Consider the following 15,927-nt stretch of genomic DNA (forward strand, 5'->3'; position numbering starts at 1 on the left):
ATGCCAATTATCGTAAACATCGACGTAATGCTTGCCAAACGAAAAATGCAAAGCAAAGAATTGGCAGAGAGGCTGGGCATCACCCCGGCAAATTTATCGATACTGAAAACCGGAAAGGCCAAAGGCATCCGTTTTGACACCCTCGAAGCGATCTGCCAGATCCTCGACTGTCAGCCCGGCGACATCCTGGAATACAGACCAGAAGCATAATGCATCCATATCATACGCTCAAAAAAGGCAATGAAGTTCATTGCCCGGAATTGTATTGCCCAAACATTTATGTCATGAACAGACTTAATATCGATCAGTTGTCCGTCACCTATGCCAACGGGGTAAAAGCGTTGCAAAACATTTCGCTGGATGTATCCAATGGTATGTTTGGACTGTTGGGCCCCAATGGCGCAGGCAAATCCACCCTGATGAAAACCATTGTGGGCCTGCAACGGCCCCATCACGGAAAAATCACTTTCAATGGTGAAGACGCTGTAGACAACCCGGCTTCCCTCAGAAAACAGACCGGCTTTTTACCGCAGGACTTCGGTGTATATCCCAAAGTGTCCGCCTATGACCTGTTACAGCATCTTGCTGTATTGAAAGGCGTGAACGATGCAAGGCAACGGAAAACACAAATACTGGACCTGCTGGCGAAAGTGAACCTCTATGATATGCGGCACAAAGCCGTACATACTTTTTCCGGCGGCATGAAGCAACGGTTTGGCGTGGCGCAGACGCTGCTCGGTCACCCGCAGATGATCATTGTAGACGAGCCTACGGCGGGCCTGGACCCCGAAGAGCGGAACCGTTTCAATACCCTGCTCAGCGACATCAGCGGGGAGATGATCGTTATTCTCTCCACGCACCTGGTGGAAGATGTGCGGAATCTCTGTTCCCGGATGGCCATCATCCGGCAGGGAAGACTGCTGGCCACCGGCGCGCCGGAAGCCATGATCGCCGACCTGCAGGGAAAAGTATGGACGAAGATCATTCCGGCCGCTACGTTGCCTGCGTACCGGGAACATTACCCGATTATCGGACAACAGCTGATCGCCCGGGAGATGCATATCTCCGTGTACGCAGACCATCAGCCGGCGGGCTTTTCAGCCGCCACCCCCACCCTCGAACATGTTTACTTTCACACCTTATGCCGCTCTGCATGAATGCTGTTTTTTTGTTTGATGTCCTTCGGTCTTTCAAAAGCGTGGCAACCTATGCTGCCACCGCGCTGCTGTTGCTCTCAGGAATATTTGCCGGCTATCATTTCAATCTCTATGCCGGCGAAGGCGTTGGCCCCAACGCCCCCTACAGTATTGGTTTCATATTGGGCATACTCAGCCTCTCCGTCATCTTTATCGCCACCGTATGTGCGTCTGCGTTACTATTCAGGGAATGGGACAACCGTTTCGACACCTTGTTGTTCAGTACCCCTTTGAGCAAAGGGCGCTACCTATCCGGCCGGCTCCTCGCGTTGTATGCCTTTACTGCTACCGGTTTTCTGTGGATAACGATCGGTTTTGCGGCAGGACAGTACCTGCGGACAGGCAGCGTGGTGGCTTTACATTATTACGGTTACGCCTATATTCTTTTTGGAGGGACCAACAGTTTGTTCGTATGCAGTGTGCTTTTTTTTCTGGCATGGCAAACAAAAAACAAGCTGATGATGGCGCTGGGCGGCCTGCTCTTGTATATACTGTATATGGTGGCGTTGCTTTTTTCAGGAGCACCCTTCATGGCCCAGGTATCGCCACAGTCGCTGTCCGCCCAGCAAATATCTGCGCTGGCAGATCCTTTCGGTCTGTCTGCTTACTTTTACATGAGCCGTGATTTCACGGTTATACAGCGCAAAACCCAGCTGGTGCCGCTGTCAGGCTATTTGCTCATCAACAGGATCGGCACGGTGGTTTTATCCGCCCTGTTGATAGTCATCGGTTACAAACGGTTCAGCTACACCTTTCGGCGGCCGCCGAAAGTAAGCACTGTTCCCTATGCAGGCAGTTGCACTACCAGTACCTACGCTCCGGCAGCCACCGAGCACAACCTACGTACACGGGCACACGCCATATGGTCTTTCACCCGCATGGATATCCGGCAGACGCTCAAAAGCATCCCCTTTGCCGCCAGCGTGGCCCTCCTGCTTTTTTATATGGGCATGGAATTTTTCGGCGCCGTAGAAAGCGGGATCCGTTTGCCGCAACAATTCGCCAGTTCCGGGCTGCTGGCCGGCACTATCTTAAAAAACTTCCATCTGCCAGGCGTGATATTGCTGGTGTACTTTATACAGGAGCTGTACTGGAAAAGTAGCATAGTCAGGCTGGCGCCACTGGAACAAACAACTATTCACGGTGCTGTCAAACTATGGGGGCACTGGTGCAGTTGCCTGTTGTTGCTGAGCGGTTACACCGGCATACTCATTTTACAGGCTATCTTATTCCAGCTGGCATATGGTTATCCTCATATCGACGGGGCTGCCTATGGCGGCATCGTATTGTTCAATACCTGTCCGTTGCTGCTGCTTGCAGCCCTGCTACTGCTGCTGCATCAATGGGCCCGCCATTACTATATAGCGTTGGGACTATGCATGTTAACAGCACTCATTCCCGCAGGTCCTTTATCACGTTATGTGCTAACGACACCTTTATTGCGGTTCCTGACAGGATACAGCGGCGCCTACAGTGATTTTAACGGCTATGGCAGTTATACTCTTTTCTTTGCGCAAAGGCTTCTCTTCGGCGCCTGCGTAGTAGCGCTACTATGGTTAGTGAGGGACCTTTCAAAAGGCAGGCGATGGGGCCTGGCCGCCGTGTTGCTGGGGATCGGCGCCTTCTCCGCCGTGAGTTTGATGAAAGCATATCATCCCCGGGACGACAAGACACAGCAGGCAGCAGCGGCCCGCTACGAAAAACAGTACCGTCATTATCAATCCATTCCACAACCGGTAATTACCGCCGTCACAACACAGATCCACCTCTATCCTGCACAACAGCGTTATAGGATAACCGGAAGCTACGTTATAAAAAATAAGGCCAGCGTACCGATTAATAAGGTGTTACTCAATTTTGATGAAGCGCCGGACATTGTACAGGCAGACTACATTTCCGCAGCGGACACCATCCCTATCCTTCCGCACGTAACTGAACTGGCATTAAAACGCCCACTGGCATCAGGCGACAGTGCAGCCATTCATTTTGAGCTATCTTATCACTGGTCAGCCATTAACGGGCATCAGCCGTTTAATGCTATTATTGAAAACGGTTCCTTTATGCGCCTCAGCCGCTATTATCCGGGAATCGGCTACCAGGCAGACCGTGAACTGACCGACACCTTACTGCGGCAACAATATGCATTAGGCGCGGCTACGGCAGTACCGAAGCTGGAAGATACCGTCAGGGCGCCGCAGGACTTTATCCGGTTGGATATGGTTATTTCCACAGACTCCTCCCAAACCGCCATTGGTACCGGCGAGCTGACCTCTCAATGGAAAGCTGGCGGCAGGAATTACTTCCGTTATCAACCCCCGGTACCGGTGCCGTTCCGCTTCGCTGTATCATCGGCGAGGTATCGTATCCAACGGGAACGGCACAACGGCGTTGACATCGTGGTTTGTTACCATCCCCGGCACGCAGAAAATGTGACACGACTGATCACCGGCGCACGGCAAACACTGGACTACTGCCGGGAAAATTTCGGGCCCTATCCTTTTAGCAGCATCACGTTTGCCGAAGTATCCTCTTTTACACGGGGTTTCGCCGGTACTGCTTACCCCGGCGTTATTTACATGACGGAAGACATGCTGTTTCATGCCAGGGTTGGCGCAGACGGGCAGCAGGACGTAGTTCATGAGATCGCTGCGCATGAACTGTCGCACCAGTGGTGGGGTAACAGCCAGATAGACCCGGACTACCGGGAAGGAGCCGTTATGCTCACCGAAACACTGGCCATGTACACGGAAATGATGTTATACAAGAAAAAATATGGGAAAGAAAAGATGCGGGAAAGGCTGAAAATACATCAGCAAATTTATGAGGCGGAGAAAGGATTAACCATTAATCAGCCCTTATATAAGGTATCAGGACAAAACACCCATATCGCTTATTCAAAAGGCGCACTGGTGATGGTCGCACTGAGTGAACTAATCGGGGAAGAGAAGGTAAATCTGGCGTTGAGGCGATTGCTGCAGCAGCACCGGTACCCGCTCCCCAAACCGGTTTCCACGGACCTGATACAGCTATTTCTGGCAGTCAGCGAAACCAGCTATCATACACAGATCAGAAAAATGTTTATGGAGATATAAGAAACGGCCCCCGGCATAATCCCCGGGGGCCGTTTTACTATATTTTTTCAATGAGTGAAATTTTGATACCGCTGAAACAATCATCCGCGCAGTTATCCGGTACAAATCCGCAGCTGGAAATCAAGCCGTTGTTGTTTGCTTCAAAATACACCTTGGCGTCACTTCTTTTCTTCAACCACTCTTCGCGGGCTTTCTCGTATATTTCATCCAGCGTGAGTGAAGTTCCGAAATCCGCGTGGGAATTGAGGCTTGTTTCGTCTTCTTCCCACTGTGCGTATATCTCCAGCTTCGGAGGTTGCGTATTGCGGTTAAGCCGTTTGGCAACATAAGAGCGGTGAACCACCTTCCCGGACTTTACGGTAACAGTTACTTCTGTGCTGGTACCTGTCCAGGAGTCCCAATTTTGTTTGTAACGGTAGGAATTGCCACTGGAAGCCTTGAATTCTTCCCAGGCCCGGTAACTCCTGTTAAAGTCGTTTTTGTATTCAATTTTGTCTTTTTTACATGCTGCAAACAAGATAGCAGTGAGTAACAGAACAAGGGTGTAAATGTTGTTTTTCATGCACGTAGATTTAGAGATAGAACGGGCTGAAAGACAAAAAAGTTACAACACATTATTCTTATCATGTCTGAAGTAATGGGCAAAACCTTCAGGACAGTCGTAGTTGCCAATACTGCGCCAGAGGAGCAGATGTTCCCAATCGTTGTGATGCATGACCAAAATGATGCGAATGTCGTTATCGTATTTTACCGCAACCATCTGTTCATCTATGCCATGTACCGGCGAGGTTAAAAAGAAATAATCTCCGCTTGTTTCTACACAGGCACTGCCTCCCAGGTAAGCCATTCCGGTTAAATGGTTATCAATTTTATCTTCCAGCCAGGAGGGGAAAGGCAGTGGCGGCAGCAGGGCAGGCACCTCCGTCAGTTGCATCCTATGGGTTACGAAAAAAGTGATTATCCAATCCTTCCTTCCGTTGTAACCGGGTTCCCATGAAACGCTGGTAATGTTTCCATAGCAAAGCGACACCTGTTCTATTTGTCCGGCCTCATAATAATTATCAGACTGGTCACATGCAAGCCAGCAGGAGGATGGCGCCGTGGGTTCAGATTCACCAAACCATTCAATGATATAACTCATATTGACTTCCGGCCCCCTTTCCATTTGGGTTCCATCCGCTTTTTTCCAGCGGCCGCGATGAAGATCGATCGTACGGGTATTTTCAGGTATCATCGGTAGTTAATTTAGGTATAGGTGAATCTAAAATAGCCGAAAAAAATGATACCTTTCAATAACTTCCTGCGGTTATTTATTGCGATTATTTATTGCCGTTTTTCATCGTGGTCTGGCGGTGTCCCAGCCCCCAGGTGATCATCGCATCAAACACCGGCTTAATGTCTTTTCCGGATTTTGTCAGTTCATACTCAACAACGACCGGCAAGCTATCATGTACCGTCCGGGAAATGATACCGTTCACTTCCAGCTCCTTTAACTCTTTAGACAACATCCGCGGGTTGATCTCCGGGATAAAACGTTCTATTTCGCTGAAGCGTTTTTTTCCGGTCGTCAGGGCACCGATAACATGAAGCTTCCATTTGCCGGTCAGCACGTTCAGCGCGTCATTTAAAGCGAGCATATACTCTTTGGGGCAGTCCTGCGGCGACAGGCGGAAATCGACCCAGGAATCGTATGGCTTTTTCATATGTAACAATTGAAGGCTCCTATACTAAAGTATAGGGCTATACTACTGTATAGCACTTACTATTTTATAGTAAAGCTACCCTAATTTTATGGCATCAAAAATCAATTTTATGCAACAACAAAAGTCGGTACCTAACATACTGATCTGGACAGTTCAATTACTGCTGGCAGCGCTGTTCCTGCTATCAGGCGTCATGAAGCTGGGTTATCCTATTGCTAAACTGGCGGCGATGTACCCGTGGACCGGACAGGTATCACCGGTATATGTACGTTTACTGGGGATCGTAGACCTTGCAGGAGGATTGGGGCTGCTACTGCCGTCATTACTGCGTATCCGGCCGACACTCACCGTGTGGGCCGCTATTGGTATTATTGTACTGATGGTACTGGCCACCTTATTCCATATTTCACGGGGAGAAGCGTCCGTGACAGGGTTCAATATGATCGTCACCTTACTGGCCGGGGTAGTGGTGTGGGGAAGAACACGCAAATATCCTGTCTATCCCAAAGCACACTGCCGGCAGGCCTGATCACCAGATACGCTGCTACAACTGAATAGGCTTATAGGCCAGCGCCTTATCCACGATCTCTTCCGGCGTTAAATCGTCGCAGAATATATAGTTGGCCACATCCGGGTCCGGAACGTTTTGCATCAACAGGTCCAGCAGGCGGTCCTGCTCCTTTTCGGACCCTTCGGCATTCGCTATCTTTCTGACGATATTTATCAGTTCACTTCTTGTCATAGCATTAAGGTAGCATTTTATTGCTATTTTAGTTTTATGAAGATGACGACCGGATATGAGCCCATCCTGCAGAATGTAGCCAAACATATTGCACTTTCCGAAGGAGAAACCACCTTCTTTTGTTCGCTGTTGCAGGAGCGGCAGTACCACAAAAAGGAATACCTTCTCCGGGAAGGCGGCATCTGTAATCAGCTGGCCTTTCTCACCAGCGGCTGTGTAAAAAGCTATCTGCTCGATCAGAAAAGCAACGAGCATATTTTAACCATCGCCATCGCCGACTGGTGGGTAGCCGACTATCAAAGCCTGGTTTTTGATACGCCTTCGGAATTGTTTATCGAAGCGGTGGAACCCACCACAGCATTGCTGTTGACGAAACCCGACCGGGAAATTCTTTTTACCCGGATACCCCGCTTTGAACAGTACTTCCGGATACTTACCGAAAGGGCGTTTGCTGTGAGCCAGCAACGGATCACCGATATCCTGAGCTTACCGGCGGCAGCACGATATGAACAGTTCCTCCGGCGCTACCAGCGCATTGCGGCTTCCTTCAGCCAGCAACAGATTGCCTCTTTCATAGGTGTAACGCCGGCCTTCTTCAGCCGTATGCTAAAGTCGAAGCGCTCTTCTTAAAATTTTTCCTGCCACTTGACCTATGTCAAGTGGCATTTTTTTGTTTCTCCCCACCTTTGTCCTGTAAAGCGCTTTACTTCTTTTCTGTTATTAAAATTTTCTCAGCTCATGAACATACACCGCCTGCGGGTGTCCGTACTGGCACTCGTTTTACTGTTTCTTACAGGAAACGTATTCGCACAAAACAAAAAATCAGATATGAAAAAACAAGCGCTCCTGATCATCGACGTACAAAATGATTATTTCAAAGGTGGTAAAATGGAGCTGGTGGGCCCCGATGCCGCCGCTGCCAACATCCGCCTGATAGCCGACAAGTGCCGCCAGGAAGGTATCCCGGTGATTTACATTCAACACAAAGCAGATCCCTCCGGCGGTTTCCTCATCGCCAATACGCCCGGCGCGGACATATACTCCGCGGTACAACCGCTCGCAGGTGAGAAAATCGTTGTAAAACATTATCCTAACAGTTTCCGGGAAACGGAGCTGCTGGCACACCTGCAGCAGACCGGCATTACAGACCTGATCATTACCGGTATGATGACCCATGCCTGTGTAGACGCTACCACCCGGGCAGCCAAAGACTACGGGTTTAACTGCACCGTGGTTACCGACGCCTGTGCCACCAGGGACCTGGAAGTTAACCGGCAGACCGTTCCTGCCGCAGAAGTACAGCGGTCCCTGATGGGCGCCCTGGGCTTCTTTTACGCCAGCATCGTCAACACACAGGCTTATTTACAATAAGTCCTCCTTCAAAAAACAAGCAGCGTTATACGGGTATAACGTTGCTTATTTTTACATTTACAGCAGAAATATGCTATTATGATTCCCGATAACTTCACAAACGAACAACGCCCCAGAGAGTTTGATAAGCCCCCTAAAAACCAACAATGCTGCTATCCGGAATATGTTCATGGTGGCCGATCTTGAAAAATGCTTCGATCACATTGGAGAGCAAAGGGGGATCAATGAAATATTCAGCCTGAAGGAGGAACTGGAAAAAATCCTACCTTAAGTTCACTTTTCAAAAATCAGCACCACGGCCGGCCAGGTAAGCACCACCGTGGTACCGTTTTTTGCTGCACTATGTGTTTACATGCTAATGCTGTTATGCATTACCGGCGGCATTGTACTTTTCTTCATCTGTTGTCATCGGTCTTCCGGTTTTATTTGGCTGGCCTTTTCCTGTAGTGATAAGGCTGTGCAGGCTTTCCTGTATATAATGCTTCCAGCCGTTGATGCAAACGTCGTAGCATTCATAGTCAGGTACCAACCCATCGTGTACGAAGTGTAGTTTAGTCTTCCCGTTTTCTTTTGTAATATCGAAGACAATGCGGGTATTCACCCATTCTGCTTTATCGTTTTCGGACCCGTTATGTATAACATGCTCTCCGAAGAGACCGGGCCTGAATTGATTTTCCAGCACCAGCCAGACAACTTTTCTGTCAGGGACCGATTCTATTAACTCCATTCTTGAACGATGGATGTCCTCAAAATGATAATCGAAGACGTCTCCTGCCTTGCTTGTACCTCCTTTTATTTCCTCCGACCACCAGGCGCGGGGATCTGTAACGGCTTTATATACTTCGGAAGGAGATTGATCTACCAGCAGGGTGGTAGCGAAATTCTGATCTGCCATAATGCATGATTTTGTTTTGTTAGACGGATGATGTTACAATTAAGTAACCGATCGGTTACTTAATTTTCGATTCGAAGGTATCATCTTAACAGCATTTACAACCAGTGCGTAATGGACATTCTTACGGGGCAATTTTGACATTCTTTTATTCCTGCTGACATAACGCTGTCACCATCCGTGTTTTTCTTCGCACTACTAAAAACATTGATTATGAATTTTTCTTCAGCCCGTATTATCACCGCTGATATCAAGCGACTCGTTCAGTTTTATGAGCATGTTACCGGAACACCCGCGAACTGGTATACAGATGACTTCGCTGAACTACGCACTTCTTTAGCCACGCTGGCTATCGGAAGCACCAGAACATTACAATTATTCGGGGGAGACGAGGTGGCTACGGCTGCCAGCAACCGATCTGTTATCATCGAATTCAGGGTAACAGATGTTGATAAAAATTATGAAGCGTTGGCTGCCTTCATGGGTAATGCGGTTGTACAGCCACCAACAACGATGCCCTGGGGTAACCGGTCATTGTTATTCAGAGACCCGGATGGCAATCTTATTAACTTTTTTACACCGGTGACAGCAGAAGCGAAGAAAAGGTAGGAGAAGCAGATTAACAGCGATGGGATGAGCAATTTGTATTTGTCCGGAAGCGGCTTGCTGCCATGGGGCGTGATGGCCGCAGCTCGCAAGCCGCTTTTTTTATGCAACAGGTTTTCGAAAATTTACTCTTCTCCTTCAACAACCGGTTGTTTTGTTTTTTTATCAATAGCTATCGTCTTCGAATCCGGCAAGGTAATACGAAGCAGCTCTTCGCTGTTATCAACGACCATTGAGCCTTTGGGGATAATATAGCTCCCAATTACATGTTCAGTGGACAATGTCCCGGAGACAAACCGGCCATCCTTCGTAAGGACGATATATCCTGTACAGGGCCATCCAAGCACCTGCTGGTCACGGGCCAGCAAAATGTCCCATCCATAATAGGCATTTTCTGCTATACGCTTCACCTCCAGATTTAAAAAGCGGGCAGGCTTCGATAAATTGGCTCCCTGAATATCTGTTAGCTGTGCCTGCTGCCTGTTGCCCATATCAAAATCAAAATTATAAAAAACGGTATCTCCTGCCGACAGGGCGATACCGGCAACGGTCTCCGGCTGTTTTAAAATAACCGTGTGTTCCTTTTCCTTTTGCCGGTACTCCCGGTTCGCTATGCTGTCATTGATAGCTTCTTTCACCGATACCCATCCAAATACGAGAAATGGAAACAGGAGTGGCGCCGCGCCAATACCTGACATCCATCTCAGCCAGGGCTTGTTCTTGCGGCGGAGACAGACCCAGAGCAGCAAAAGCCCTGCCGGCAGGGTGATGTACCAGAGGATGAAAGCGGTAAAAATTAAATAGTTGCCGAAAGGCCCAAATTTAAAGTCCATAAGATTTGTTTTACCCGGCTGCTCCCCGGGGAGATGTTAACAGACTATCACCAACACTATCAGGCTGGTATTGTCAGTGCTATAACAAAACCACTGTCTGCCATATATGTTATTTCTACAGGTCTTCCGATCAGCTGCTTATAGTTAGATGGAGTTACACTCGTTATCCCGGCTGGATGTCCCCAGCTATGATATACCATAAAGGTATCCGTTTGTATATAGGACGCAGGTATTTCGTCCGGCGCCAGCATAATCCGGACCGTAGTAGTCTTTGTTCTATGCCCTGAATGCTCCAGCATTGCATTCACCACCGTGTTTCGCCTGATAATTTTCATGTTGCCCTTTATCGCGGCCGTTCGTGGCGGTATGACATTAACAATGAAAAATACAATGGTAACAGAATAGCACCTATTGCTACCTCTATCTGGCCGCATATAAGGCCAAAGACCAACGCTCCCAGCATCATTACAAGGCAGATATCCCGGAAGTTGTTGGCTATTTTTTTCTTTATCTTTTGTAATTCCCTTTCCGTAATTGTTTCAACAACTATCATTTTACAATTTTATCCGTCGATGCACTATAAAAATAGGCAGATTACGCAGGCTGTATATACCTGAATACAGGGATTTTTGCCGTATAGGGCCGACAATACCCCCATAAACGGGGATATTATCGGGATAAAACCTAAACTTTCAGCACTATCTTTCCAAACACCCGGCCAGACTCCAGTCTTTTGTGGGCGTCCGCAGCTGCTGAAAGCGGGTACACATTGTCAATCACCGCGGTGATCTTACCCTGTACTGCCAGGGCAAATATGGCTGCAATAGCTGTCATCAGCTGGTTGTCTGCAACCGCATGGAGGCTGAGGAAGGAAATTGCCAGCGATTTTTGGAACAATGTCACCAGCGGCATCGCAAAATCGGGCAGGGGAAAGCCTCCTGCAACGCCATTGAGCACATACCGGCCATTAGGTTTCAGCCTGTGAAGGAAAGAGGCGACGTCATTCCCGGCAACAGCATCAATGATCAGATCATATTCCTGGTCGCCGTTATCAAAATGCTGCACCCCTAATGCCGACAGCATAGCGCGCTTTTCAGGCGAGGACGTAGCGGCCGTCACCCGTGCGCCGTTCACCATGGCCAGTTGGACCGTCATCGTACCTATTCCGCCGCCGGCGCCTCTCACCAATATTTGTTCTCCTTTCCCATAGTGGCCGCGTAACAGGGAAAAATGCGCTACCAACGCATTAATACCTAATGCCACGGCATCTGCTGAAGACAGCGCATCCGGTATTTCAGCAATGCTGGTCACGTCAGCCACCACCTGCGTTGCATAACCGCCATTATTTACTTTGGCAAATACCCGTTTCCCTATCCATTCCGCCGCTCCGCCAGTAACGGTCCCTGCCACCTCCACACCGGGCACAAACCCTACAGGGGACAATCCAGGTATTACCCCCTTCCTGAGGAGTACGTCCACTAATCCAACACCACAGGCTTCTACGGCAACAAGTACCTGTCCGGCGCCGGCAAGGGGAAGCTCCACGGTTTCAACATGCAGCTCCTCCGGCCCGCCAAACGCGTTAATACTGATTACTTTAACTGACATATAATTGGGTTTTAATGCAGCCAAAGGTATTTCGACGGGTGCTTCGCCAGGGCATTGATTACCTGCAGGCAACTGATTGCCGATTGGTAACCGGTCAGAATAATGAGTAACTTACCTGTTATATGAAGAAGAAAGACAGTATTGAACCCATCGCCGAATGTTCCTACAACCGGCTAGCCATTATGGATGCCGTAGCGATGCTGTCCGGCAAATGGAAAATACCGGTTTTATGTGCGTTGATGCAGCATGGCAACCTTTGTTTCCTGGATATTGTTAGGCATGTCCATGGTATATCCGCCAAAACGCTGACGAAGGAATTACGCGAAATGGAATCCAACCAGCTGGTAACGCGAACAGTATTGAACACACGTCCTGTAACAGTGGAATATGCCCTAACAGATTATGGCAGAACACTGGACAAAACAATCTTCGAACTCCTGGCCTGGGGACTGGTCCACCGTAAACGCCTGATGGGAAAAGATACCCTGGGCGAAAAAAGCGCCCTGAGCTATTTCGCGGAAATGCAGCAGGACTGGCCGGTGAACCGGGGCCGGGAGAAAGTCGTTAAGGTTGGTTAAACCTCGTTATGGTATTACCATCATAACGATACACGCCATCTACAGCACCAAACCAGATATTCCCATTATCATCTTCCAAGATCCCGAAAAACATGGGTTGATATGTTAATTCAGTAGCCGCCGGCTTTTTATCAGACAGCGACTTCTCATCATATCGGGAAAGTGCCCAGGCTCGATTGTACAGGAACTTCCCGTCATACCCGGGAAGCGCCAAAGCCTGACTGCTTTTCCTTTCTGCACTGGTCCAGATATTCCCTTTTTTATCCTCCATTACATAACCAACGAACTTCTGTATGAAATTGGTAAATGTACTGCCATCATAGCGCCAAAGACCATCCGCGCCACCCAGCCAGATATTGCCTTTTTTATCCTCGATAATAGAACGAACATTTTTAAAAGGTTTGCTCTCATGGGCGAAAACGGCAAATGTTTTTCCGTCATAGATGAAGGTATTGCCTCTCGTGGCAAACCAGAACCTGCCCCTTTTGTCTTCAATGATAGCATTCACTTCATAAGCGGGCCTTTTAGAAAAGGTTTTCCCTGACCGGTCCTCATTCATCGCATCTCCATGGATGATATAATTCCTGAAGGACTTCCCGTCGTAACAGCTGACGCCTCCAAAAACACCGAACCAGACATTCCCTTTTTTATCTTCATAAATGCTAACTACATCATTATTAAGCAGTCCGTCGCCGATGGTGAAGTGTTGAAAGGATTTCCCGTCGTAATAATAGACACCTGAACCAATGGAGCCGAACCAATAATTTCCTTTACTATCTTCCAGAACAGAAAAAAAACGGGCCGAACTCACTTTACCGGTAATATTGGTAAAAGATTTTCCGTCATACCGAAAAATACCATCAAAGGCAGCCATCCAAATATTCCCCTTCCTGTCTTGTATAATGTTTCGGGTGATCTTTTGAGGTCCGTGGTTGGTAGTTGCCCCTTGGGTTCCGGCGTTCTTTCCTGCTGGTTGACTTTGGGCACGGGAGAAGGCAAAAACAGTCATTAAGAATAAAACACAAGCATTAATATACCTCATAATATATTTATTTAATATTAATAATTACTGAACGGTTCCTTTAAGTATTTTTGGTAAACACCAGAACATTTTTTTACTTTTCATAGCCTATCAACGTTGATCCATCGAAATTACTTTGAGATCTTCAGCGCGGAGAATCCAGACTGTAAATAGAATTGTAAACTTTGTAAATAAAAGCTTGACACTATGCATCTTAGTCAACATTTCTTCACCGGGAAACGCAAATACCTGTTGGGGCTGGTCCTCTTCCTGGTGAGCGCCGGCATCTGCGTGGCTTTCAGTATGGAGGACAGTGATGATTTTGATATCTCCAGAAGGGAAGTACTACTCCGCAGGATCGGACATGAATTGCTTTTACAGTCGGGTGATAGTACGTCGAGGGTACTCCCGGTAAAAAAGATCACAGCCAATGAATACCAGATCAGGTTTGAAAATGATCTTACATTTCAACCGGACTCGCTGGTAAATACTACCCGGCGTTTATTGGCCCGGGACCCACTGGCACATAATTATGTGGTTAATGTGCTGAACTGCAGCAATGCCAGCGTCGTCTACGGATATGCTATCGCCCAAAACAGGAAAGATGATATTGTGGCCTGCACAGGCAGAAAGCAACCCACAGCCTGTTACATGATTAACATTAAATTTAAGTCGCAGGGCATAAACATCGCCAACAGCCGGTATCTTTTAGGAAGCCTGCCATTTTTAGCACTTCTTGGTTTTCTTTTTTGGAGACCGGTTAAGCCACGGAAAGTGGTACCAGAGAATAGTCAGCCTACAGGCATGATTACTTTAGGTGCAGTTTCGTTTGACGCACCGCACCGCAAGCTGATCATCCATGGAAAGACTATAGATTTAACCGGAACCGAAACCCGTGTGCTGCATATTTTCGCCTTGTCACCCAATGAAATTATCGAGAGAAGTCGTCTGCAAAAAGAGATATGGGAAGATGAAGGCGTTATCGTAGGACGTAGCCTGGATATGTTCATATCAAAACTCAGGAAAAAACTGGAACCAGATCCGGGTGTCAGGATTGTTGTGGTACGTGGGAAAGGGTATAGGCTGGAAGTTGGTGGGGCGTAAACAAATGATTCAAACCAAACCCAAAAGGACAGGATGGTATAACCGTTCTGTCCTTTTTGTTATCGCCCAGCCTCCCCCGGGAGGAGATTTCGGCTATCTTATATTACTGTTTACTATTTATTTACAAAGGTTACATTTCTATTTACAGTCCAAATCCCCGCACCGAAAAATATCAAAGTAATATTGCCGGATCAATTTTGATAGGATATAAAAATTAAAGAAATGATGAAACACGTACACGTATATATTTTTCTATTAATATCTATTTTTCACCCTTCCTGTGGACAAAACCACCCAAACGCACCACAGGATCATGTCAAGTCCGGATTGCTACCGGGGATGGGCCTTGCTTTTATGATGGAAAAACATTTACCGTTTTAAAAAATAAGGATGGCAAAGCATTTAAAAACGTTTGGTCAATCATCGAAGATAAAAAAGGAAATATTTGGTTTGGTGACGTTGATGGTCTTTGGCGCTATGACGGCAGCACCTTTACAAAGGTGTCGCAGCGGGGGGCTTATGCTATTCTCGAAGATAAAAAAGGAAACATCTGGACTTCTGGTGAAGTAAACGTTCACGTCTGGGCACTTTCTCGTTATGACGCAAAATCCTTGTACAATGAAAAGCCTGCCGTAACAGAAATTAAATCAGGAGGAAGAATGGATTTTCTGGGGATATTGGAAGATAACGATGGCAGTATCTGGTTTGGATCCGGCGGCGGGGTGCATCGTTATGATGGAAAGACCTTTACAGACTTCTTTGTTCCCATTGTTATCCACAACATATTTCAGCTGAAATATTGAGCTTTCCGGTTTAGCTAGAAAAACTTACTTTCCTCATAGTTTCCGATCAAGTAGAGTCCTCCCTAGATACTTGATTTTGTTCCAGGTATACATCGTAGAGAATATTTAAAAATACAAAAACAAAAAACCCGCTCATAGAGCGGGTTTCTGAATTTCCGTCGTCCTCCCTGTACAATTTTCGAACTTATTCCTCATGGATCTAAAGCGTTTAGCACACTTAATATTTTGAAAATGAATGGACATTCTAATTCCTGATGCCCCCAACTGGAGTGATTGATAAGTATATCCGGGCAGCAGTCTTAACAGCGCTCGGCCGCGTTAATTGCGCAGGTGTGATAAGGCAGATTGCTTCTCTTACAAAATTTTACATGAAGTAGA

18 protein-coding genes and 1 pseudogene are annotated in these 15,927 nt (G+C 47.5%); 11 read left to right on the forward strand and 8 right to left on the reverse strand.

Annotation, left to right across the window (positions count from 1 at the left end; genetic code table 11):
* The 3 genes from B5D63_RS12200 (at position 1) to B5D63_RS12210 (ending at position 4,288) form a co-directional block, all read left to right on the forward strand.
* A complete protein-coding gene (locus B5D63_RS12200; RefSeq protein ID WP_078669078.1) occupies positions 1 to 210 on the forward strand; it encodes a helix-turn-helix domain-containing protein in 210 nt (69 codons plus the stop codon).
* Between the two features lie 74 nt (positions 211 to 284).
* Positions 285 to 1,157, forward strand: coding sequence for an ABC transporter ATP-binding protein (locus B5D63_RS12205; RefSeq protein ID WP_078669079.1), 873 nt, complete (start codon positions 285 to 287; stop codon positions 1,155 to 1,157).
* Positions 1,154 to 4,288, forward strand: coding sequence for an ABC transporter permease/M1 family aminopeptidase (locus tag B5D63_RS12210; RefSeq protein ID WP_159455996.1), 3,135 nt, complete (start codon positions 1,154 to 1,156; stop codon positions 4,286 to 4,288). Before B5D63_RS12205 ends, B5D63_RS12210 begins: the two co-directional genes overlap by 4 nt.
* A 37-nt stretch (positions 4,289 to 4,325) precedes the next feature.
* Here B5D63_RS12210 and B5D63_RS12215 read toward each other — a convergent pair whose 3' ends face one another.
* The 3 genes from B5D63_RS12215 to B5D63_RS12225 all read right to left on the reverse strand — a co-directional run bounded on the left by B5D63_RS12215 (position 4,326) and on the right by B5D63_RS12225 (position 5,991).
* The gene (locus B5D63_RS12215; protein ID WP_078669081.1) at positions 4,326 to 4,850 is read right to left on the reverse strand and encodes a hypothetical protein; all 525 of its coding nucleotides are present in this window, start codon (positions 4,848 to 4,850) and stop codon (positions 4,326 to 4,328) included.
* 42 nt (positions 4,851 to 4,892) lie between these two features.
* On the reverse strand, positions 4,893 to 5,522 hold the full coding sequence (locus tag B5D63_RS12220) for a hypothetical protein (protein WP_078669082.1): 630 nt from the start codon (positions 5,520 to 5,522) through the stop codon (positions 4,893 to 4,895).
* An 85-nt stretch (positions 5,523 to 5,607) separates the two neighbouring features.
* On the reverse strand, positions 5,608 to 5,991 hold the full coding sequence (locus B5D63_RS12225) for a winged helix-turn-helix transcriptional regulator (RefSeq protein WP_078669083.1): 384 nt from the start codon (positions 5,989 to 5,991) through the stop codon (positions 5,608 to 5,610).
* Positions 5,992 to 6,100: 109 nt separating this feature from the next.
* Between B5D63_RS12225 and B5D63_RS12230 the strand changes: the two genes are divergently transcribed.
* Positions 6,101 to 6,520: a DoxX family protein gene (locus tag B5D63_RS12230; protein WP_078669084.1), complete on the forward strand. Its 420-nt coding sequence runs from the start codon at positions 6,101 to 6,103 to the stop codon at positions 6,518 to 6,520.
* A gap of 15 nt (positions 6,521 to 6,535) precedes the next feature.
* On the opposite strand, the gene B5D63_RS12235 is transcribed toward B5D63_RS12230, so the two are convergent.
* The gene (locus B5D63_RS12235; protein ID WP_078669085.1) at positions 6,536 to 6,733 is read right to left on the reverse strand and encodes a hypothetical protein; all 198 of its coding nucleotides are present in this window, start codon (positions 6,731 to 6,733) and stop codon (positions 6,536 to 6,538) included.
* Between the two features lie 36 nt (positions 6,734 to 6,769).
* Here B5D63_RS12235 and B5D63_RS12240 point away from each other — a divergent pair, with 36 nt between their 5' ends.
* Both B5D63_RS12240 and B5D63_RS12245 read left to right on the forward strand, forming a co-directional pair.
* Positions 6,770 to 7,363, forward strand: a complete 594-nt coding sequence (locus B5D63_RS12240) for a Crp/Fnr family transcriptional regulator (protein WP_078669086.1) — start codon at positions 6,770 to 6,772, stop codon at positions 7,361 to 7,363.
* A gap of 108 nt (positions 7,364 to 7,471) precedes the next feature.
* Positions 7,472 to 8,104: a cysteine hydrolase family protein gene (locus B5D63_RS12245; RefSeq protein ID WP_200816994.1), complete on the forward strand. Its 633-nt coding sequence runs from the start codon at positions 7,472 to 7,474 to the stop codon at positions 8,102 to 8,104.
* Between the two features lie 364 nt (positions 8,105 to 8,468).
* Here the strand turns inward: B5D63_RS12245 and B5D63_RS12250 are convergent, their stop codons facing one another.
* Entirely contained in the window at positions 8,469 to 8,999 is a 531-nt protein-coding gene (locus B5D63_RS12250) for an SRPBCC family protein (RefSeq protein WP_078669087.1), read from the reverse strand.
* A 210-nt stretch (positions 9,000 to 9,209) separates the two neighbouring features.
* Here B5D63_RS12250 and B5D63_RS12255 point away from each other — a divergent pair, with 210 nt between their 5' ends.
* Positions 9,210 to 9,605 carry a VOC family protein gene (locus B5D63_RS12255; protein ID WP_078669088.1) on the forward strand — a complete coding sequence of 132 codons (396 nt, stop codon included), beginning with the start codon at positions 9,210 to 9,212 and terminating at the stop codon, positions 9,603 to 9,605.
* 122 nt (positions 9,606 to 9,727) lie between these two features.
* Here B5D63_RS12255 and B5D63_RS12260 read toward each other — a convergent pair whose 3' ends face one another.
* Positions 9,728 to 10,435, reverse strand: a complete 708-nt coding sequence (locus B5D63_RS12260) for a hypothetical protein (RefSeq protein ID WP_078669089.1) — start codon at positions 10,433 to 10,435, stop codon at positions 9,728 to 9,730.
* A gap of 684 nt (positions 10,436 to 11,119) precedes the next feature.
* Positions 11,120 to 12,043 carry a quinone oxidoreductase family protein gene (locus tag B5D63_RS12270; protein ID WP_078669091.1) on the reverse strand — a complete coding sequence of 308 codons (924 nt, stop codon included), beginning with the start codon at positions 12,041 to 12,043 and terminating at the stop codon, positions 11,120 to 11,122.
* Between the two features lie 122 nt (positions 12,044 to 12,165).
* On the opposite strand from B5D63_RS12270, the gene B5D63_RS12275 reads away from it, so the two are divergent.
* Positions 12,166 to 12,621 carry a winged helix-turn-helix transcriptional regulator gene (locus B5D63_RS12275; RefSeq protein WP_078669092.1) on the forward strand — a complete coding sequence of 152 codons (456 nt, stop codon included), beginning with the start codon at positions 12,166 to 12,168 and terminating at the stop codon, positions 12,619 to 12,621.
* Here the strand turns inward: B5D63_RS12275 and B5D63_RS12280 are convergent.
* Positions 12,608 to 13,663, reverse strand: a complete 1,056-nt coding sequence (locus B5D63_RS12280; protein WP_078669093.1) for a ligand-binding sensor domain-containing protein — start codon at positions 13,661 to 13,663, stop codon at positions 12,608 to 12,610. The genes B5D63_RS12275 and B5D63_RS12280 overlap by 14 nt on opposite strands.
* 186 nt (positions 13,664 to 13,849) lie before the next feature.
* On the opposite strand from B5D63_RS12280, the gene B5D63_RS12285 reads away from it, so the two are divergent.
* From B5D63_RS12285 to B5D63_RS35420, 3 genes and pseudogenes are all read left to right on the forward strand, one after another.
* Entirely contained in the window at positions 13,850 to 14,746 is an 897-nt protein-coding gene (locus B5D63_RS12285) for a winged helix-turn-helix domain-containing protein (RefSeq protein WP_078669094.1), read from the forward strand.
* A gap of 326 nt (positions 14,747 to 15,072) precedes the next feature.
* Positions 15,073 to 15,201 (forward strand): annotated as a pseudogene (locus B5D63_RS35585) (two-component regulator propeller domain-containing protein); the annotation flags it as partial.
* Positions 15,202 to 15,246: 45 nt separating this feature from the next.
* A complete protein-coding gene (locus B5D63_RS35420; protein WP_235021522.1) occupies positions 15,247 to 15,549 on the forward strand; it encodes a two-component regulator propeller domain-containing protein in 303 nt (100 codons plus the stop codon).
* Positions 15,550 to 15,927 lie beyond the last annotated feature (378 nt).

Source organism: Chitinophaga eiseniae, assembly GCF_900167135.1.
Classification (GTDB): Bacteria; Bacteroidota; Bacteroidia; order Chitinophagales; family Chitinophagaceae; genus Chitinophaga; species Chitinophaga eiseniae.